At 40.5% G+C, this 18,995-nt stretch carries 17 protein-coding genes; 9 read left to right on the top strand and 8 right to left on the bottom strand.

Annotated elements, in window-relative coordinates:
• Nucleotides 1–7: 7 nt before the first annotated feature.
• Entirely contained in the window at nucleotides 8–517 is a 510-nt protein-coding gene (locus tag ACQ2HE_RS09495; protein WP_430898225.1) for a hypothetical protein, read from the bottom strand.
• A gap of 78 nt (nucleotides 518–595) precedes the next feature.
• Between ACQ2HE_RS09495 and ACQ2HE_RS09490 the strand changes: the two genes are divergently transcribed.
• Nucleotides 596–769: a DUF6728 family protein gene (locus ACQ2HE_RS09490; protein ID WP_430898227.1), complete on the top strand. Its 174-nt coding sequence runs from the start codon at nucleotides 596–598 to the stop codon at nucleotides 767–769.
• Here ACQ2HE_RS09490 and lpxB read toward each other — a convergent pair.
• The 4 genes from lpxB to ACQ2HE_RS09470 form a co-directional block, all read right to left on the bottom strand.
• Nucleotides 756–1,898, bottom strand: a complete 1,143-nt coding sequence (lpxB, locus tag ACQ2HE_RS09485) for a lipid-A-disaccharide synthase (protein WP_430898229.1) — start codon at nucleotides 1,896–1,898, stop codon at nucleotides 756–758. The genes ACQ2HE_RS09490 and lpxB overlap by 14 nt on opposite strands.
• 7 nt (nucleotides 1,899–1,905) lie before the next feature.
• Nucleotides 1,906–2,205, bottom strand: coding sequence for a hypothetical protein (locus tag ACQ2HE_RS09480; RefSeq protein WP_430898231.1), 300 nt, complete (start codon nucleotides 2,203–2,205; stop codon nucleotides 1,906–1,908).
• Nucleotide 2,206: 1 nt separating this feature from the next.
• The gene (gene surE, locus ACQ2HE_RS09475) at nucleotides 2,207–2,992 is read right to left on the bottom strand and encodes a 5'/3'-nucleotidase SurE (protein WP_430898233.1); all 786 of its coding nucleotides are present in this window, start codon (nucleotides 2,990–2,992) and stop codon (nucleotides 2,207–2,209) included.
• Nucleotides 2,993–3,072: 80 nt separating this feature from the next.
• Nucleotides 3,073–3,753 carry an SDR family oxidoreductase gene (locus ACQ2HE_RS09470; protein WP_430898235.1) on the bottom strand — a complete coding sequence of 227 codons (681 nt, stop codon included), beginning with the start codon at nucleotides 3,751–3,753 and terminating at the stop codon, nucleotides 3,073–3,075.
• Between the two features lie 174 nt (nucleotides 3,754–3,927).
• Here ACQ2HE_RS09470 and atpG point away from each other — a divergent pair, with 174 nt between their 5' ends.
• From atpG to ACQ2HE_RS09435, 7 genes are all read left to right on the top strand, one after another.
• A complete protein-coding gene (gene atpG / locus ACQ2HE_RS09465) occupies nucleotides 3,928–4,809 on the top strand; it encodes an ATP synthase F1 subunit gamma (RefSeq protein WP_430898237.1) in 882 nt (293 codons plus the stop codon).
• A 149-nt stretch (nucleotides 4,810–4,958) separates the two neighbouring features.
• Nucleotides 4,959–5,771: an SMC-Scp complex subunit ScpB gene (scpB, locus tag ACQ2HE_RS09460; RefSeq protein WP_430898239.1), complete on the top strand. Its 813-nt coding sequence runs from the start codon at nucleotides 4,959–4,961 to the stop codon at nucleotides 5,769–5,771.
• A 75-nt stretch (nucleotides 5,772–5,846) separates the two neighbouring features.
• Nucleotides 5,847–7,055, top strand: coding sequence for a diaminopimelate decarboxylase (gene lysA, locus ACQ2HE_RS09455; RefSeq protein ID WP_430898241.1), 1,209 nt, complete (start codon nucleotides 5,847–5,849; stop codon nucleotides 7,053–7,055).
• Between the two features lie 352 nt (nucleotides 7,056–7,407).
• Entirely contained in the window at nucleotides 7,408–9,015 is a 1,608-nt protein-coding gene (locus tag ACQ2HE_RS09450; RefSeq protein WP_430898243.1) for a C1 family peptidase, read from the top strand.
• A 1-nt stretch (nucleotide 9,016) separates the two neighbouring features.
• Complete coding sequence (locus ACQ2HE_RS09445) at nucleotides 9,017–9,517, top strand: thioredoxin family protein (protein ID WP_430898245.1); 501 nt, start codon at nucleotides 9,017–9,019, stop codon at nucleotides 9,515–9,517.
• 6 nt (nucleotides 9,518–9,523) lie between these two features.
• Complete coding sequence (locus ACQ2HE_RS09440) at nucleotides 9,524–10,000, top strand: DUF4442 domain-containing protein (RefSeq protein ID WP_430898247.1); 477 nt, start codon at nucleotides 9,524–9,526, stop codon at nucleotides 9,998–10,000.
• A gap of 27 nt (nucleotides 10,001–10,027) precedes the next feature.
• Entirely contained in the window at nucleotides 10,028–11,425 is a 1,398-nt protein-coding gene (locus ACQ2HE_RS09435) for an MBL fold metallo-hydrolase RNA specificity domain-containing protein (RefSeq protein WP_430898249.1), read from the top strand.
• A gap of 1,854 nt (nucleotides 11,426–13,279) precedes the next feature.
• Here the strand turns inward: ACQ2HE_RS09435 and ACQ2HE_RS09430 are convergent.
• The 3 genes from ACQ2HE_RS09430 to ACQ2HE_RS09420 all read right to left on the bottom strand — a co-directional run bounded on the left by ACQ2HE_RS09430 (nucleotide 13,280) and on the right by ACQ2HE_RS09420 (nucleotide 16,752).
• A complete protein-coding gene (locus ACQ2HE_RS09430) occupies nucleotides 13,280–14,206 on the bottom strand; it encodes a glycosyltransferase family 2 protein (RefSeq protein ID WP_430898251.1) in 927 nt (308 codons plus the stop codon).
• Nucleotides 14,207–15,656: 1,450 nt separating this feature from the next.
• Nucleotides 15,657–16,349, bottom strand: a complete 693-nt coding sequence (locus ACQ2HE_RS09425) for a LytR/AlgR family response regulator transcription factor (protein ID WP_430898253.1) — start codon at nucleotides 16,347–16,349, stop codon at nucleotides 15,657–15,659.
• A 1-nt stretch (nucleotide 16,350) separates the two neighbouring features.
• Complete coding sequence (locus ACQ2HE_RS09420; protein ID WP_430898255.1) at nucleotides 16,351–16,752, bottom strand: Hpt domain-containing protein; 402 nt, start codon at nucleotides 16,750–16,752, stop codon at nucleotides 16,351–16,353.
• Nucleotides 16,753–16,842: 90 nt separating this feature from the next.
• Between ACQ2HE_RS09420 and ACQ2HE_RS09415 the strand changes: the two genes are divergently transcribed.
• On the top strand, nucleotides 16,843–18,978 hold the full coding sequence (locus tag ACQ2HE_RS09415) for a response regulator (protein ID WP_430898257.1): 2,136 nt from the start codon (nucleotides 16,843–16,845) through the stop codon (nucleotides 18,976–18,978).
• The last annotated feature ends 17 nt before the right edge of the window (nucleotides 18,979–18,995 follow it).

The raw sequence follows: 18,995 nt of genomic DNA, 5'->3' as shown, positions 1-18,995 counted from the left end.
GATTGATTTAGTCTTGTATTTTAATGTCGCCATGTCCCTTGAAATAAAAACCATTTAATGGAGTGGCAAAGGCATAGTAGATCCGATAGTTGGTGTTGTTCTTAAATACGGAAGGATCAAAATTTAAGTTGTATACATTGTAGCCGGAATCAACCGCCAAAGCATAAAAAGCTTTTTTATTTGCGGACGCATCGGCGATGGCAATTTTCAAAAAGGTTTTTGCTGAACTATTGAAATGAAATTTCATATTTCTATTGGCAACCGGATTGGCAAAGCCGGGCTTCATTTCAATAGTGGCATGCGTGCTGTAACTAATATCTATTGGGTCCATTCGAAACAAGGATTCCTCCGTAGCGTTCCAAGCGGCATCTGTTGCCCAATCACTCAGATCGGTGCTTCCTATCACATTTCCTGAAGCATCGGTGGATGTAATAGCCGAAGCATCGATAGTGAAAGGATTTAGCTTTTCACAAGAGCCCAAAAACAGCGGTAATAAAACATAGAAGTAGCGCTTCATGCCTTTAAAGTTAAGGGATTCAACCGCCATTTTTTGTCATCTACACAACAAAACCGTCTGTTATTTGTAATTTTGGGTATGAATATTCTAGACCAAATTGCAGAGTATCTCTATTTAAAGAAAAAGGATCCCAATGCACCCCGCACGCAGTGGATGAAATACATGCATGGAATCAATCGGATCTCGATCCTTTTATTCCTATTTGCGTTGGTAGTGATCTTTATAAAATTGGTGATTCTTAAGAAGCATTGATCTTTAAAAAAGAAGCAATTTCTTTCGCAGCATTTTGAGAGGCTTTTCCTCCCATAGATAGTACTTCGTATAGTTCCGTATAATCTTTCTTCAGTTGGGCTCTTTTGTTGTCTTGATATAAAAGCGCTTTCAGTTCCATTCTTAAGGCATCTGTTGTGAGCTCGTGTTGAATCAACTCTTTCACTACCAATTGATCCATGATCAAATTGACCAATGAAATGTATTTGATCTTGATGATTCTCTTTGCGATAGCGTATGAAATCGGACTTCCGATATAACAAACAACTTCAGGTACCGCAAACAGCGCTGTTTCCAATGTAGCCGTGCCACTGGTTACCAAAGCCGCATCAGATCGTTTCAGCAAGGCATAGGTTTGATTGTTTACATATCCAACATTTGGATAGGAAGCAAGCATCTCATCGTAAAAAGCAGCATCCAAGCCGGGGGCCTTGGCTACAAAAAACATGCATTCGGGAAAGTCTTTGGTTACAGAAAGCATTACCGGCAGTTTTTTCAAGATCTCTTGTTTTCTACTGCCGGGCAAAAGAGCCACAGTTTTTGCCGCTGAAGCCCAATTGGTATTATTGGTTACCGGGTTGAAAGGCAGATCAGAAGCCTTTGCCTTATCAATTACTTCAACCAAAGGATGACCTACATAATGCACCGGCCATTTCCATTTTTCCTCGTAATAGGGTTTTTCGAAAGGAAGGATCACCAACATTAAGTCGATGTGCTGCTTCATTTTCACCACGCGGTTTTCTTTCCAAGCCCAAACCTGAGGGGATATATAATAAATTACTTTGATGCCTTTTTGTTTGGCCCATTCAGCAATACGTAAATTAAAACCTGGATAATCCACTAATATCAATGCATCGGGTTGATAAGCTTCAATATCTTCCTTGCAAAAAGCTAGATTTTTGAAGATGGTACGAAGGTTCATCAGCACTTCTACAAACCCCATAAAGGCCAAATCACGGTAATGCTTTACCAGTGTGCCCCCTGCGGCTTCCATCATATCGCCTCCCCATATACGAAATTGCGCATGGGGGTCTTGCTCCTTCATGGCTCTCATTAAATTGCTGCCATGTAGGTCGCCACTCGCTTCCCCTGCAATTACGTAATACTTCATAAATCAATTAATGGGTAATAACATACTTTAATATTAATGCAACTATTGCAAATACTAAGGTAACCAGAAAAATACCCTTCATTGTTTTGTCGCGGTGCGTATTTACGTAATACGTAAACAAAGCAATGTTCAAAACCAGGCAAGGAATAACAATAGCGGTTACCATAGGCGGGTTGTTTGCAATCATGTGCAATACATCTCTTACCGGATAGGCTTTGAAGCGAATAAAATAATAGGCAACCAAACTTAACAGCGGCGCTAAAATCCCTAAAAGGACACCAAATTTGAAATCGTCTTTTTTAAACATATTATGGCCAGAAATTTTCCAGCTTGTTTTTAAGTTGATAATTAGTAAGGTCGAATTGAACTGGAACCACACTCACATAGTTGTTTTTCAAAGCCCATACATCTGTATCTTTTCCTTTATCGAAGTTCACGAATTCTCCTGTTAGCCAATAATATTTCTTTCCGCCCGGATCTTTTCGTTCCACAAAATCTTCTTCGTATTTGGCATAGGCTTGTCTACAAACCTTAATGCCTTTTATGAGTTTTTCCGGAACAGCAGGAATGTTTACATTCAAAACACAGTGTTTGTCTACTTTTTTCGATAGCAATTGCTCAACAATTTTACGAGCATATACTTTTGCGGCAGAAAAATCGGCCTCAATACTGAAGTCCATTAAAGAAAAACCGATTGAGGGGATGCTTTCGATTGAAGCTTCTACTGCTGCAGACATTGTTCCTGAGTAGATTACATTTATTGAGTGATTTGCGCCATGATTGATCCCGCTTAAACAGAGGTCCGGCTTGCGATGCAGCACTTTGTCTACCGCTAACTTTACACAATCTACAGGAGTGCCACTGCATTGATACGCTTCAATTCCTTCATAGCTATGATTGGCCGTTAAACGCAATGGTTGCCCAATGGTAATGGCATGGCCCATGCCCGATTGCGGTTTATCAGGTGCTACAACTACAATAGTGCCCAGATCTTTTACAGCTTCTACCAAGTTTCGAATACCCGGTGCCGTAATTCCGTCATCGTTGGTGATGAGAATGGTTGGTTTTTGTTTGGATTTCTTAGCGGTTGCCATAGTGGCACAAAATTGCAGAATTTAAACCGCTTCACAAAAGTTAAACTAAGATGCCGACGCAAGGTCGGCATCAATTGGACTTATAATAGAGGACTGATGGTAACACGGTAGAAGTCTATTTGCTGTATATCCTCCACTTCGTAATACACCACTTTGCTTTCGGCCGGATTGTCGATAGCAAAATGAATGGTATCAATAAAGGGCTCTAACAGTACGGGAGTAAAAGCAGTTGCTTTTTTTCGAGTGAAAGGAATGAGTTCTAATAGCCCATAAATCGGTAATAATAACGAAGGCCACCATCTACCCGGTCCTAACACATACCAAGGTCGAATAATGGACAAGGGAATGTTCGTCTCCTTGAAATAATTCTCAGCCAAAGCTCGAGCCGATTGGTAGGCATCCATAATATAGGAGCGTTCCTGAGCCACGCTCACAAAAATAATATGCTTCACCCCCGCCGATCTTGCTGCTTCCGCCGCTACTTGTGCCGATTTTAAATCAACATCAATAAACCCGCCATCGGCAAAAGGGCTGGGACTTGAAATTCCTACCAAATGGACCAATGTATCTACTCCAACAAGTTCTTTGGAGAGAAACGCAAGGTCCAATGGATCACCTTTGTGCCATTTCACATTGGGTGCTGGTGTTTTCCGTTGGCTTCGAGATAAACCAATGATTCTAAGTTCTTTACGGTCTTCTAGACGACGGATCAGTGCAGTGCCAATAAACCCGGATGCACCGGTAATATAAATGGTGTTCAATTTTGATGCTTTGTACCTATTTACGCACAATTTTTCGAGTCGGATTTTTAGCCCCCATCCTTGAATTTTCACGCTATTGCGCTACCTTTGCGCCCAATTAGCAGCAAGCTATCTTATTTTGGTTTGTAACTAGTTGAAAATCAATTGTAATTACAATCTTTTAAATATAACGCAATGGCAGGTCAGTTAAAAGAAGTGAGAAACCGAATCAAATCGGTGCAGAATACACAGCAAATCACTAAAGCGATGAAAATGGTGAGTGCTGCGAAACTGCGTAAAGCTCAAGACGGTATCATTCAAATGCGTCCTTATGCTAAAAAGCTTCAGGAAGTATTGGGAAATATCGTGAGCAATACCGAAGGAGATGCTGGTATTAGCTTAAGCGTAGAACGCCCTGTTGAGAACGTATTGATGATTGTAATTACCAGCGACCGTGGTTTATGTGGCGCCTATAATGCCAATATCATCAAATTGGCAAAAGCAACCATTAAAGAAAAGTACGCAGCGCAGTTTGCTAAAGGTCAAGTAACCATTTGGGCAATCGGTAAGAAAGGGTTCGAGCATTTCAGCAAGAACAAATTCAATACCGTTGAAACCTATAAAGATATTTTCCTCAATCTCTCTTTCGAAGGCGTACAGGCTTGCGCTCAAGCTGCAGTAAAAGCTTTCGAGGCAAAACAATTCGACGCAGTTGAAGTAGTGTACAGCGAATTCAAAAATGCTGCATCTCAAATATTCACTGTGGAACAATTCCTCCCCATCCAAAAGGTTGAAAAGAAGGAAGGCGCGAAAAAAAGCGACTTCATCTTCGAACCTGCAAAAGAAGAATTGATCGCTGAATTGATGCCTAAAATCCTTAATACGCAATTGTTCAAGGCTGTTCTCGACGGTCATGCTTCTGAGCATGGTGCCCGAATGACTGCCATGGATAAAGCCACTGAAAATGCCAACGAAATGTTGAAAGCATTGAAGATTTCTTACAACCGTGCTCGTCAAGCGGCGATCACTACCGAGTTGACAGAGATCGTAAGTGGTGCAGCAGCATTACAAGGCTAATTTCTCGGCTATTTTTTCACATTTTACCTCCCTTTTCGGGGATAACTGGCGTGCAAACTCTGTGCGGAAGATGCTATTTTCGTCCTCCCCGTTCAAGGGGTTATTTCAGCTTACTAAACGGAGCAGGTGGCTCCAAAATGGGTTAGTGTATGGAAATTTCAAATTTGATTCCGCATATCGAAGCGTTAATATTCGCGAGTGAGAAACCACTCACTTCTTTAGAATTGACCGAACTCATCAACAATGCTTTTGGCTTCATGGAAGACAAAATTACCCTCGATCAAATTGAGTCGGGTATCGAAGGCATTCGCGAAAAATACAGTTCAGAGTTCTATCCCTTTGAAGTTCGTCAAAGTGGCGGTGGCTGGCAGTTCCTAACCAAAAGAGATTATCACAAGACTGTTGCTCAGTTAAACGGCGACAAATTCTTGAAACGTCTTTCTTCTGCCGCTATTGAAACCCTCGCTATCATCGCTTACAAACAGCCGGTTACAAAGGGTGAAATTGAATCCATTCGCGGGGTAAGTTCAGACTACGCCGTTCAAAAATTATTGGAAAAAGACTTGATCGTCATTACCGGAAGAAACGAGCAGTTGCCCGGTCATCCATTGGTATACGCTACATCCAAAAGCTTTATGGACTATTTCGGATTGAATTCAGCCGAAGATCTTCCAAAACTCAAAGAGGTTTTTGATGAAACCATGATTCAACCCACTACCATTACTGAAGACGGCGGTACCTCCAACGAAGAAACCATTGAAGATGAAAATGCAGTTTTAGTAGTGAGTGAAACGGGAGAATTGGTAGAAGCCGAAGTAACGGTTGAAACGGAAGTGGAAATGGAATTGGAATCGGAGAAAGAAGAGGAGCAGGGGTATGAAAAAGAAGAAGAACAAGAACAGGGGGATGTAGAAGAGCAGGAGCAAGGAGAAGATGAAGAGAAGCCTCAAGAAAACGAATAACTGTTCGTATAAAACTTATAGGAAAGTCCTCTGCCTTCGGGTAGGAGGACTTTTTTTTGATTTATATTTGCGCCCATGTCAACAACAATCGCTCCTGAAGTCTTAAAAGCAGCTGCTGCTGAGTTTGGTACCCCTGTTTATGTTTACCATGCCGAAAAAATCAAGGAACAATTTGAGTCTTTGAAGTCAAGTTTTTCAGCTTGCGACGTTCGTTTTTTCTATGCAGCGAAATCACTAACGAATATACATATCCTAAAATATTTGAGTGAAATTGGCTCGGGTATCGATTGCAGTTCCATTAATGAAGTGGAATTGGCTTTGTACTCCGGCGCTAAACCTGAGAACGTTCTATACACGTCCAATAACATCCATTTTTCAGAAATTGAAAGAGCGGTTGAGTTGGGTGTTCACATAAATATCGACAGCCTTTCGAATCTCAAAAAGTTCGGAGAAAAATACAAAGGAACTTACCCGGTTGGCATTCGCATGCGCCCTAATATCATGGCAGGCGGAAATATTAAAATTGCTACCGGTCACGATAAAAGCAAGTTCGGTATTCCTGTAACGCAATTGCAAGAGGTGTTAGACATTGTAAACACAACCGGACTTCATATCAAAACCCTTCACATTCACACCGGAAGCGAGATCAAAGATGTAGAAGTATTTGTAAAGGGACTGAGTGTGATGTTTGAATTGGTGCCTCATTTTCCTCAACTTGAAGTAGTAGACTTGGGAGGTGGGTTTAAAGTTCCTTACAAGCCCGATGAAAAAGGAACAGATATGGAATTGTTGGGTTCTTCGGTGGCAGAGGCTTTTAAGAAGTTTGAAGCTGCTACCGGCAGACATCTACAAGTATGGTTTGAACCCGGAAAATACATGGTAAGTGAGTGTGGTCATTTTGTTACTTCTGTAAACGTGTTGAAAGAAACCGGCGATATCAACTTTGCCGGAATTGACACGGGACTTAATCATTTGATTCGCCCCATGTTCTATGGGGCATATCATAAGATTGATAATATCTCCAATCCCGATGGTCCCTTGAAGAACTACCAAGTAGTGGGGTATATCTGCGAAACCGACAATTTTGCAGAAGACCGTCCGCTCCCTGAAGTTCGAGAAGGCGATCTTATCGTAATTCGTAATGCAGGCGCGTATTGCTATGAAATGGCGTCTAACTACAACAGCCGTTTTCGTCCCGCAGAAGTTCTTTACCGCGATGGTAAACTTTCTTTAATTAGAAGGAGAGAAACGATGGAGGATTTGTTGAGAACGCAGTTGTTTTGAGTTTTAGGTTATTGACCTCAGTGTTTTAGGCATTGGGCCTTAGGCTTTAGGCTTTGGGTTCACCGCGGCGGCGCAGCGTCCTTCGACTGTGCCTTCGGCCCGCTCAGGAGAACATCGCAGCGATCGCAGCGTTTCTCACCCATCTTCTTCCCTCCTCGTCTCCTCGTTCCTGAATTCCCCCTGTTCCTCTTCCTCTTCTTTTTTTGTGTTTCCTCGTTCCTCTATTCGGCTGTTCAATTATTAATTGCTCCGCCTAACGCCTAAAGCCTAAAGCCTGAGGCCACTCCCCAAAACTCACCACTTACAACTTCCTACTTTTCACTATCTTAGTTACCTACCAACAACTTATCTTATGCCTATCCGTATGACAGACGATCCGCAGGATCAACAAGACAATTCCTCCAATTCCGAAAATAGCGGCGGTGGAGGTGGTGGAGGTTTTAATCCCAGTGGAGGAGGTGGTGGCGGTCTCTTTCAATTGCTGCCTTTATTGCTCTCATTATTCAGAGGCAAACGTTCTATTCTATTGATCGTGCTTATTGTGGGAGGTTATTTTCTAATGAATAGAGGTCAGGGCTGTAATATTGGTGATGCCATTCAACAGCTTTCAACCGGTGGGTTCCTCGATCCTCGCCAGTTTGAACGCGCACCTATTTATGAACCAACAACCGAAGATCCCAATAAAAATGCCTTACCGGAATCTGCTGATCTAAGCAAATTCGCTCCTACGCCTAAAAACCAAGGTAGCCAAGGTAGTTGCGTAGCTTGGAGCAGTGCCTATGCAGCCAGAACCATATTGGAAGCAGAAAAAACCGGACAAAACCCCGATCAACTGACTTTCTCACCTGCATTCTTGTACAACCAAATAGGACTGGAAGATTGTCAAGGATCCTACATCGTTCGGGCTATGGAATATTTGAATAAGCAAGGGGCCGTTCCATTCGATGCATTTCCATACACGGATCAAGATTGCACGCGTCAACCCGATGGACAATTACTGAAAGAAGCCGGGCAATTCCGCATTCAAGGCTTCAATCGTTTATCCGACGGCGATCGAAACAATAAACTCGATTTCTATGCCATTAAAGAGCATCTCGCACAAGGATCACCGGTAGTAATTGGAATGATGGTAGGTCAAAGCTTCATGCAACCTATGCAAGGAGCCGAAGTGTGGGAGCCTACAAGTGAAGATGCTGCGGGAATGAGTGCAGGAGGTCATGCCATGTGTGTAGTTGGATACGACGATAAGAAGTTTGGTGGGGCCTTCAAAATCATGAACAGTTGGGGAACCGATTGGGGGCAGAATGGTTTTGGATGGGTACGTTACTCCGATTTCAACAGATACGTACGAGAAGCTTATGCATTAGAAGCACCCAAGCCCATGAGTGCCAATCTTCCGTTCTCCGCAGAAGTGGGTTTGATGGAAGTAGTAAACCAGGGAACCAAAACAGTTGCCAAAGATTATATTCAACTTGAGAATAGTGGCGAGAATGTATTTACTACTAGCAATGCATTGACAAGTGATACCAGATTCAAAATCGAAATCAGAAACCAGCAATCTTGTTATATCTATATTTTCGGCAAAGAAACCGATGGAACGAGCTATACCTTGTTTCCTTATCCCAATCCGGAAGACGCTACTACAACAAAGTACAGTCCTTTCTGTGGTATCACCGGCTATCGATTGTTTCCAAAAGATAAAAGTTTGCAACCCGATAATATTGGGAAGGAAGATGAAATGGCGATTGTGGTTTCAAAAGAACCGATAGATTGGTATGAAATCAATAAAAAGCTGAGCAAAAATCCCGGTACCTCTTTTGCACAACGCTTGAAAGGCTTGTTTCCTGAAGCATATGGAGGCGATGTTCGCTACTCTGAATCGGGCAAAGGTGGAATTAAATTCGAAGGGTCAGCTAACAGCTCGCTGGTAGTGGCTCTCATAAAAGTTCAAAAAAATTAAATTGAAATACAGATTATTATTCGTTGCAATTCTTTTTGTTGTTGGTTATAATGTTTCAGCGCAAGACATGAAGGCGTTCAAACTATACCATCCGGAAGAAGATGCAAAAGCTGAATTGAACAAAGCCATTGCGCAAGCAAAGAAAGAAAAGAAACATGTGTTGGTTCAAATTGGAGGCAACTGGTGTGTGTGGTGCGCGCGCTTTCACGATTTCGTAACCAAAGATGCCACCATCGATTCTATGATGAAGGCTGATTATGTAGTATACCATTTGAATTGGAGCCCCGAAAACAAAAACAAAGAATTGACCACCAAGTATCGTTTTCCCGAACGCTTTGGCTTTCCTGTGTTTCTTATAATAGACGGCAATGGGAATTTGATTCACACACAGAACAGTGCCTATTTAGAAGAGGGGAAGAGCTACAGCGCCGATAAAATCAAGGAGTTTCTTCTGCATTGGAATGTTGCGGCCTTCGATCCCAAACGATACGAAAAATTATAATACTATATGAGTAGTTCTTTCGATAAACTGGTTCAAAGCCCATTGAAGTTTCGCTTGTTTTTATTGATGAAACTTCCGAGTGCGTACTTTTCGGGCGTAAGAGTTCGTGAATTCAGTTCGTCGAAAGCGGTAGTATCAGTTCCTTTCAAATGGTTTTCTCAAAATCCCTTTCGTTCCACCTATTTTGCTTGTTTGGCAATGGCGGCTGAAATGAGCACCGGTATTTTAGCGCTCAGTAATATTTATGGAGCTTCAAAATCGGTTTCGATGTTGGTGACCAAACTTGAAGCTGAATATTACAAAAAAGCAGATACCATTACGTTGTTCACTTGTGAAGACGGCGATGCCATTCGAAACTGCATACAACAAGCCATTGATACCGGAGAAGCAACGCAGATTCGAGCGAAAGCAATAGGGAAAAATAATGAAGGAGAACTCATTGCAGAATTTAACATTACCTGGAGTTTTCGATTGCGCAAATAGATTAGCTTTAAACCAAATTCTTGTCAGATGAAAATAGCATTTCATGGAGCGGCACAAACGGTTACCGGCTCAAAGCATTTGATCACCCTTAAATCAGGTAAAAAGGTTCTTTTAGATTGCGGTATGTTTCAAGGCATGGGAAAAGATACCGATAACTTGAACCGCCATTGGGGCTTTGAACCGCGTGAGATCAGTTACATGATTTTATCGCATGCCCATATTGATCACAGTGGACTAATACCAAAATTGGTAAAAGACGGATTTGGAGGAACCATCTACTGTACTCCCGCTACAAAAGATCTTACAACAATATTGCTGGAAGATTCTGCTGAAATTCAAGAAGATGATGTACGATATGTGAACAAGCGAAGAGCGGCGGAAGGTCAACCTTATCTAAAACCTTTGTACACAGTTGAAGATGCAAAGGCAGTTGCGTCACAATTCAAAACAGTTGAATATGGAGAATGGTTTCGCATAGACGAGCAGGTAAGTGTTCAGTTTACTGATGCCGGACATATTATTGGCAGTGCAGCGGTGCATCTCAAAATCAAAGATAATAACACCACTACGCGAGTAACTTTTAGTGGTGATGTAGGAAGGTATCGAGACATCATTCTAAAATCGCCCGAGGTGTTTTCTCAGGCCGACTATATCATTCTAGAATCAACCTATGGCAATAGTTTGCATGAGATGGAGGCCACTACTCCCGATATGCTTCTTAAGTGGATTGAGAAGGCCTGCATTCAAAAGAAGGGAAAGTTGATCATACCCGCATTTAGTGTAGGTAGAACACAAGAGATTTTGTACTCATTGAATCAGCTTGAGTTGGAAAGAAGGCTTCCGGATGTAGATTACTTTGTAGACAGCCCTTTAAGTGTAGAAGCTACAGAAGTGGTAAAAAAGTACCCTCAGTATTTTAATAAAACTATTCAGAAAGTGTTGGCCAATGATGACGATCCTTTTAAGTTCAAAGGAATGAAATATGTGAAGTCAGTGGACCAATCAAAAATGTTGAACTTCAGAAATGAACCCTGTGTGATCATCTCTGCTAGTGGTATGGCCGATGCCGGACGTGTGAAGCACCATATAAGTAACAATATCGAGAACAGTAGAAATGTCATTCTGCTGACGGGTTATTGCGAACCTCATTCTTTAGGTGGCAAATTGATGCGTGGCGATAAAGAAGTGAAGATCTACGGTGTGGTACACGAAGTGCATGCTGAAATTGGAGCCATTCGAAGTATGAGTGCGCATGGTGATTATGAAGATTTGTGCCAATTCTTGTCTTGTCAAGACCCTCAAAAAGTAAAACGTTTGTTCTTGGTTCATGGCGAACCCGACGTGCAAGTACAATTCAAACAACGATTGGTGAAGAAAGGCTTTGATGTAGAGATTCCTTCGATGCATAGTGTGCATGATATGTGATGGGAGGAACGAGGATGAGAGGAGACGAGGATAAGAGGAAGCGAGGACCGAGGGTGGGAATACAAAACCACGGAGGCACGGGGGCACGGGATTCGCTGCGGTAAAAAAATAAGTACAATAAGCCTTTGCGACTGCTCTGCGCCCTTTGCGATCTCTGCGGTGAACCCCAAAGCCCAATACCTAAAGCCTAACACCTAAGACCTAACACCTAAAACCTAACTCAATAAACAAAAACCCCGCAGAACTGCGGGGTTTCTTGTTGAAATCCGATGATGGATTAACAAAGAGTAAGCTGGTGGAGTTACTCCTCATTGGGTACGGATTTCGGTCGGTGCTAAATTCCAGTATGTGTTACCGTCACTACCAGAGTATGTCGAAAAACTAAATCCGGCTTGCTTATACAAAGGTGTTTATTCTTAATTTTTTTTCAAACAATATTAGTCTAATGGAATATTTTCTTCGGTGAATCGACTCATTTCTGATCTAAATAGCAACGCTGCCGTTTGGTTCAATTGAGCGTATATTGATGGATGACCCAAGGATCGAACGGTAGAATTCGAATGTCGATTTAAAAACAAAAAAGCAGACTCGAAGTCTGCTTATTAAGTGATTTGCGTCGTGAGAGTTATTGTTGCACGAAACTCATAGGGTACGAACACAATTCGTTGTTTTTCCAGTTGCGTTACCGTCGCGAATTATAATCTTTTTATAGAGTGGCCGAAGCCGTTTGATCGTGTTTGATGATGTAAAGATGCTGCGGAAAATACGGTTTTGAAACTTTATTAGACCGAATAGCCTAGGGCTTCGATGAATGGATCGTTTTCTTCGATGAATTGAAAAAACCTTAATAAACAAAGGAGGATAGGAGTATAAATGTCTAAAAACAAAAAAGCAGACTCGAAGTCTGCTTATTAAGTGATTTGCGTCGTGAGAGTTATTGTTGCACGAAACTCATAGGGTACGAACACAATTCGTTGTTTTTCCAGTTGCGTTACCGTCGCGAATTATAATCTTTTTATAGAGTGGCCGAAGCCGTTTGATCGTGTTTGATGATGTAAAGATGCTGCGGAAAATACGGTTTTGAAACTTTATTAGACCGAATAGCCTAGGGCTTCGATGAATGGATCGTTTTCTTCGATGAATTGAAAAAACCTTAATAAACAAAGGAGGATAGGAGTATAAATGTCTAAAAACAAAAAAGCAGACTCGAAGTCTGCTTATTAAGTGATTTGCGTCGTGAGAGTTATTGTTGCACGAAACTCATAGGGTACGAACACAATTCGTTGTTTTTCCAGTTGCGTTACCGTCGCGAATTATAATCTTTTTATAGAGTGGCCGAAGCCGTTTGATCGTGTTTGATGATGTAAAGATGCTGCGGAAAATACGGTTTTGAAACTTTATTAGACCGAATAGCCTAGGGCTTCGATGAATGGATCGTTTTCTTCGATGAATTGAAAAAACCTTAATAAACAAAGGAGGATAGGAGTATAAATGTCTAAAAACAAAAAAGCAGACTCGAAGTCTGCTTATTAAGTGATTTGCGTCGTGAGAGTTATTGTTGCACGAAACTCATAGGGTACGAACACAATTCGTTGTTTTTCCAGTTGCGTTACCGTCGCGAATTACAATCTTTTTATAGAGTGGCCGAAGCCGTTTGATCTTGTTTGATGATGTAAAGATGCTACGGAAAATACGGTATCTGAACTTTATTAGACGGAGGGGCTTAAAGCTTCGACGAATAGACCTATTTCTTCGATTTTTGGGTTCTAGACCTGTTCTAAAAAAGGTTTCAAATGCGCAGAAATACGCTAATGTTATATATAACCTGTTGATTATTAATACATATTAGGTATTTCAACCAAATTTGAGGCGATACCTCAATATAAAGAGGGTTAGTTTGAATAACTCTTTGATTTTAAGGTCTTTAATCATGGCTTTGAGATACACCCATTCCCGTCGATGAAGCTCCTTCTTAATTTCTTTATGAATTTCGGGAGAGAAGATTTTAGCCTCTTTCATTTTTAAACGGGTATGCAATGTTTGCTCATAACGATCAAGTTTATTCATCCTATTGAACAAGCCATCCGGGTGCTTTCTGTAAGCAGCTCCAATAAAGCCCAAATCTGCCCCTTTGCCTTTGTCAGCAAGCAACGCAAATAAAAATGCGTCGGTACTTTTTACTTCATGAAATTCAGGAGGGAAATCAACAGCATTCTTCCTAAAAAACAAGGATGGCGTCGGCGCAAATAAATGAATCAGTTTCTCTGATTCGTATATTACGGGCGTACGCTCTATGTTTTGCTGTTCGATGATGTGGCCCATCTCATCAACAGAAACAATTCTATGAAAGCACACTGTTACATCCGAATGCTTCTCCATAAAGTCGAACTGCCTTTGAAGCTTGAGCAAGTCTGTGAAATAATCATCCCCCTCGCAATAGGCAATGTACTTGCCTCTAGAGTGCTGAACAGCCCTCTCTAAGTTCTTACTTTGACCGTACTTGAACTCATTGTCTAATACCCTTATGATGGCAGGATAGATTCCCTCATAATGCTTACAAATAGCGGTAGTGCCATCGTTCGATTGATCGTCTGCAATTACAATTTCAAACCTGAAGCTGGTCTGTTGAGCCAAAGCCGATAAAATCGTTTGCTCTATGAATTGACCGTGGTTATAAGTGCTTATAGCTACGCTTACTTCCGGAGCCAACTGATTTTCTAAAATTGGATCCGTAGCGTGAAGGGAGATCTTGTTGTTTGTATGTACGTTGTTGAAATTCATCTAGTTACGAATTGATATAGCAAGGTCAACAGCGCTGTAATGGATGACAATTTCAATTAGGTACACTAGATTCGGGACTGTAAAGGTAGACCATTCGAAAAGCTTTTTCAGATGGTCTTAAAAAAAAGTAACGTTAAAATAAAAGGTAGATAAAAAGAAAAGGAGCCTGAAAGCTCCTTTTCAACTAGTTAAGAGTAGGTCAATCAAACATTTTGATAAATCAATTTCTTGTATTTCAAAGGATTGGAAAATAGTTCGTGGATTTTGACATCGGATGTAAAAACGGGACTTGCCATAGGATTACTAGATCAAATGCTTTTCATCGGGTTGGAATTGGCTTTGATAGGAGAGGATTAGGTCAGGATCAATAAGCAGGCTTTAATAAGGATTGGATCGCTTGGGACTTCATTAGTATCGGATCGTCTTTCAGAGGATTGGATAGTGCGTATTGACAACACAAAAGTGCGGCGATTTTCATCCTTTTTCAACTCTATTCGACAACCTGTTTTGCTTCTTCGACGAACGACCGATTTCTTTAGATAAGGTATAAACAGTTGAATCTTAAATAAGTATAAACTTTATAAATAAATAAGTAGTAACTAGTATACATAAATTCAGATTCTAACAGTGGCAGGAGGTAAAAAAAATCCCGGATTGCTCCGGGATCTAATCGTAATACAAAAATCTCATCAATTAAAGGGTAGGTCAACAATAGAACCTGGATCTTAATGACGGTCTTTTGTAGGATACTCTGATGTTACGTTACATCAAAGGGATTAAGATTTACGATTGGTGCAGAAATCCGCACGATATATAAACGCTGTTTATAACAACTAAGTATATGTACTTATTTATGTTGACTCGAATCAAGATTGCATAGTTTAAAATAATATATGTAATTAAACATACATCCTTGCTCACCTAATAACAGATTAAATTGAGAATCAGGTAAAAATGAGGATTCAAACTTTTACAGAAACGCATTGAGAAAGTGTAATAAGCGACAGATGTAGCTGCAAGAAAAAGTCCCCGGGGTACCGGGGACGAGCTTCGTAAAGTTAAATCATCAAACAAAAATTGGTTCTTTTACTTCATAGGAACATTGAAACTGCTTTGTTTCTAATAGGGTTGGATCAGACGTAAATGGTACAATCAACACTTCTTGGTTCATAGGAACATTGAAAACTTCTTGTCTTTGATAGGATTGGATTGAATCGTACTGTCAACACATTTTTGGATCTTGGCTCTTTCGAAGGATTGGATTTGAAAGCTTAGGGGTTAATCGTGAAGCAAAGATGCACAACCTCAAGCCCTTTTAAAACTATATTCGACCAGCTACTGCGCGGTTTCGATATTTGGGCTTTTTTTTTCGATGAATTGGACTTGGCTTTCTCTTTAAGTTCAGTTCGTATTATAAACTATATGCGTGTATGGCTGAGGGATAGTGAAATTAAATAATATGTAATCGCTTCATTACTTCTGAACGATGCGCTTTACTAATAGGGATCTCAACGCCCTTAATGAACAAATCATTCTCTCTAATATCATCTATCTTACTGAGATTCACGATATAAGAACGATGCACTTTCATAAATTGATCCTTGTTTACTTTTTCTTCTAAAGCCTTGATAGTATTGTGAGTAACGTATTTTTTCTCGGCTGTTACAAACTTCACATAGTCGCCCATGCTTTCAATATACAATATGTCTTCATTGTTCAAGCGAACCAACTTGCCGTCGGTTTTAATAAAGATATGTGTGCTAGGAGTTGTGGAAGGACTTTCTTCTTTTTCAACTTTTTTAATACTGAGCTTTTGAATGGCCTCGGTAAAACGTTGATAGGTAAAGGGTTTTTTAAGAAAGTCAACTACGTGGTATTCAAATGCATTATAGGCATACTCCGGTTTTGAAGTAGTAAGAATAACTTCTGGTTTATAGGCCAACTGATCTAAAAGATCGAACCCGGTAGCACCCGGCATTTCAACATCCAAAAAGATAATATCGATTGGATGTAAATTTAAATACTGTAGAGCATCGGCTACATTGGTAAAATGCGCCTCTACTTCCAATACGCCGCTTTTCTCACAACATCTACGTGTGTAGTCGGCGGCTACCTGTAAGTCTTCTACAATTACACAGCGCATGTTAATTCAGTTTATTATGAGTTTCCAAAAGTGTCAATTCCTTGATTAACAAATCTTTGCTTTCATGCAATAGAGCCCACAAGTTTTTGAAAGGGGCTATTAAAACAGCCATATCCGATGTGGTACCACAGAGGTCTTCAAAGTCTTTACATGCTTGTTCGGTGCCCAACAGTCCCACATATCCAAAGGATGGCTTCACTTTATGAACGCTTTTCTTAAGCGAAGCGATGTCTCCCTTTTCGAAATCTATTTCTACTACAGGTAAGTCTGTACTCAATTGGTCGAGTGTAATGGTAAATACTTCCTGAATATAGATAAAGTCATCGTCGTACATCGATTGTAAAAATCCTGTATCGAATTTATTATTGAAAATGAATGGGTTAGCATTAGGGGCTTGACTCACTGGATACTAGTTTTTATTTTTATACGTTACTCCTTTTAGGAACGGAGGAAATTCGTTCCATCCCTAAACACCGTACCGTATAATAACTCTATGAAAGGCAAATTATTTTATTGGGCCTGGTCAATTTACCGAGATATCGTATACTCGGGATTGACACATGTTTCCAACAAAGAAGATCGGAAGAAAATCATCCGATTCAACCAGTTTATTATCCTTGCCCTGCTGGTCAATTCCTTTTCAGTTATCACTTATTTCTATCACAAACTGTATATCAGTGCGCTGATCAATATCACTGCCGCTTATCTATTCTTGGTGGCCTATTACCTTGGAACCAAAAGAAAACTCATTGCAGGGAGAATCCTTTCTATTGTGAATGTGAATCTTTACCTGATTGTAATGTGTTTTATTGAGGGATTGAAAGCAGGCGACTACTTTCTCTTCTTCCCCTATTTCCTTGCGCTTACATTTGTAGTGAGTATACGGAGGAATTATAAGGAATTGGTGATTGTGTATGCTATCACTATTTATTCACTTATTCTTGCTCTCATTGTAAGTCCCTATACCAACGATATTGAAATTATTACTGATAAGTTATATTCCAGTCTATATAACGGAAACTTGGCAATTGCCTTTTTACTTACAATGGTGTTCTCCTACGCTATCTTAAGGGTGAATAAGGATAATGAAGTATTGATTCTTCAAGAGAAGCGATTCGGTGATACGATCTACAATACCTCTTTAGACGGTGTTTTTATCATATTCAAACAAACGGGTTTGGTGGCGAGTTGCAATCAACGTGCGCTCGACTTGTTTGAATTGAAAGAGCATACTGAAATTGAGGGTACCAGTATTGATCAATGGTTTGATGAAGACCATATTAAAAAATTCAATTCCATCGAGAAAGCTGTTTTTGGAAACACCAATAATTGGCAGGGTGAGCTAAGCTTCACAACTAAAAATGGTAAAACATTCCCGGCTTATGTAAGTGTGGTTCCTTTCATTCACAAAGATGAACATTATATAAAAATCAGTATTCTTGATATTTCAGACGTGAAACTAACTGAGTTTGAACTCATGAAAGCAAAAGAAGCTGCCGAAGCTGCAGTGAAGGTAAAGTCGCGTTTCTTGAGTAACATGAGTCATGAATTGCGTACTCCTTTGAACGGGATCATCGGAGCTTCGAACCTCCTTTTACAAGAAGAGCATTTGCCCGCTCAAGAACCCTACTTAGATACTTTGAAGTTTTCTTCAGAACATATGATGGTGCTGATCAATGACATCCTTGATCTCAATAAGATTGAAGCAGGTAAATTGGAATTGGTGGCTGTACCTATCAATATGAATGAGTTCCTGAAGAAAGTGATCGCGCAATTTACGGGACAAATAAATTCCAAGGGTTTGCAACTGGTTACGGATATCGACCAACGACTCGATTTAGAAGTGATGGCTGATGAAACCAGGCTGAACCAGATATTGAGTAACTTGTTATCGAATGCCATAAAATTCACTTCACATGGTTCTATTACTATTGCTGCAAGGCAAGTAATGGCTTCTAGTACACGTTCTACTATTCAGTTCATTGTTCGTGATACCGGAATTGGAATTCCGAAAGCAAAGCATAAAGAAATTTTTGAAACTTTTACGCAAGCTGATGTTGATACCACTCGTAAATATGGAGGAACAGGCCTTGGTCTTTCCATTACGAAGAAATTGGTAAACATGTATCGAAGTGAACTTTACTTAGAAAGCGTTGAAGGAATTGGAAGTACCTTTCATTTTACAATTGAATTGCCCATAAACGAGAATCGTAAAATGTACATCAACGAGCATTCTGCAAAACAACTACCGTTGTTGACCGGTGTTCATGTACTTTTAGCGGAAGACAATCCGGTAAACCTTGCCGTTGCTAGAAAGTTCTTGCAAAAATGGGATGTAAATGTTACCGAAGCTAGAAATGGACGAGAAGCCGTTGAGTTATTTCGTCCCGGTATTTACGACATCGTGTTGCTCGACTTAGAGATGCCTGAAATGGATGGTGCCGCTGCACTCAAAGAAATTCGTAAAACCGATGACCAAATTCCAATTGTTGCTTTTACTGCAGCTGTTTATGATAACATGCAACAAGATTTAATACAGAAAGGGTTCAACGATTTCATACACAAACCTTTCCGCCCTGAAGATCTTCATGCCAAAATACACATGAGGCTTCATGCGAAAAGAGCTTAAAAATGAGCCATCCAATC

This window comes from Endoryza foliicola (genome assembly GCF_050589245.1).
Taxonomy (GTDB): domain Bacteria; phylum Bacteroidota; class Bacteroidia; order Chitinophagales; family Chitinophagaceae; genus Endoryza; species Endoryza foliicola.
The sequence above is the reverse complement of the archived record's forward strand: the minus strand, read 5'-3'. Positions and strand labels throughout refer to the sequence as shown.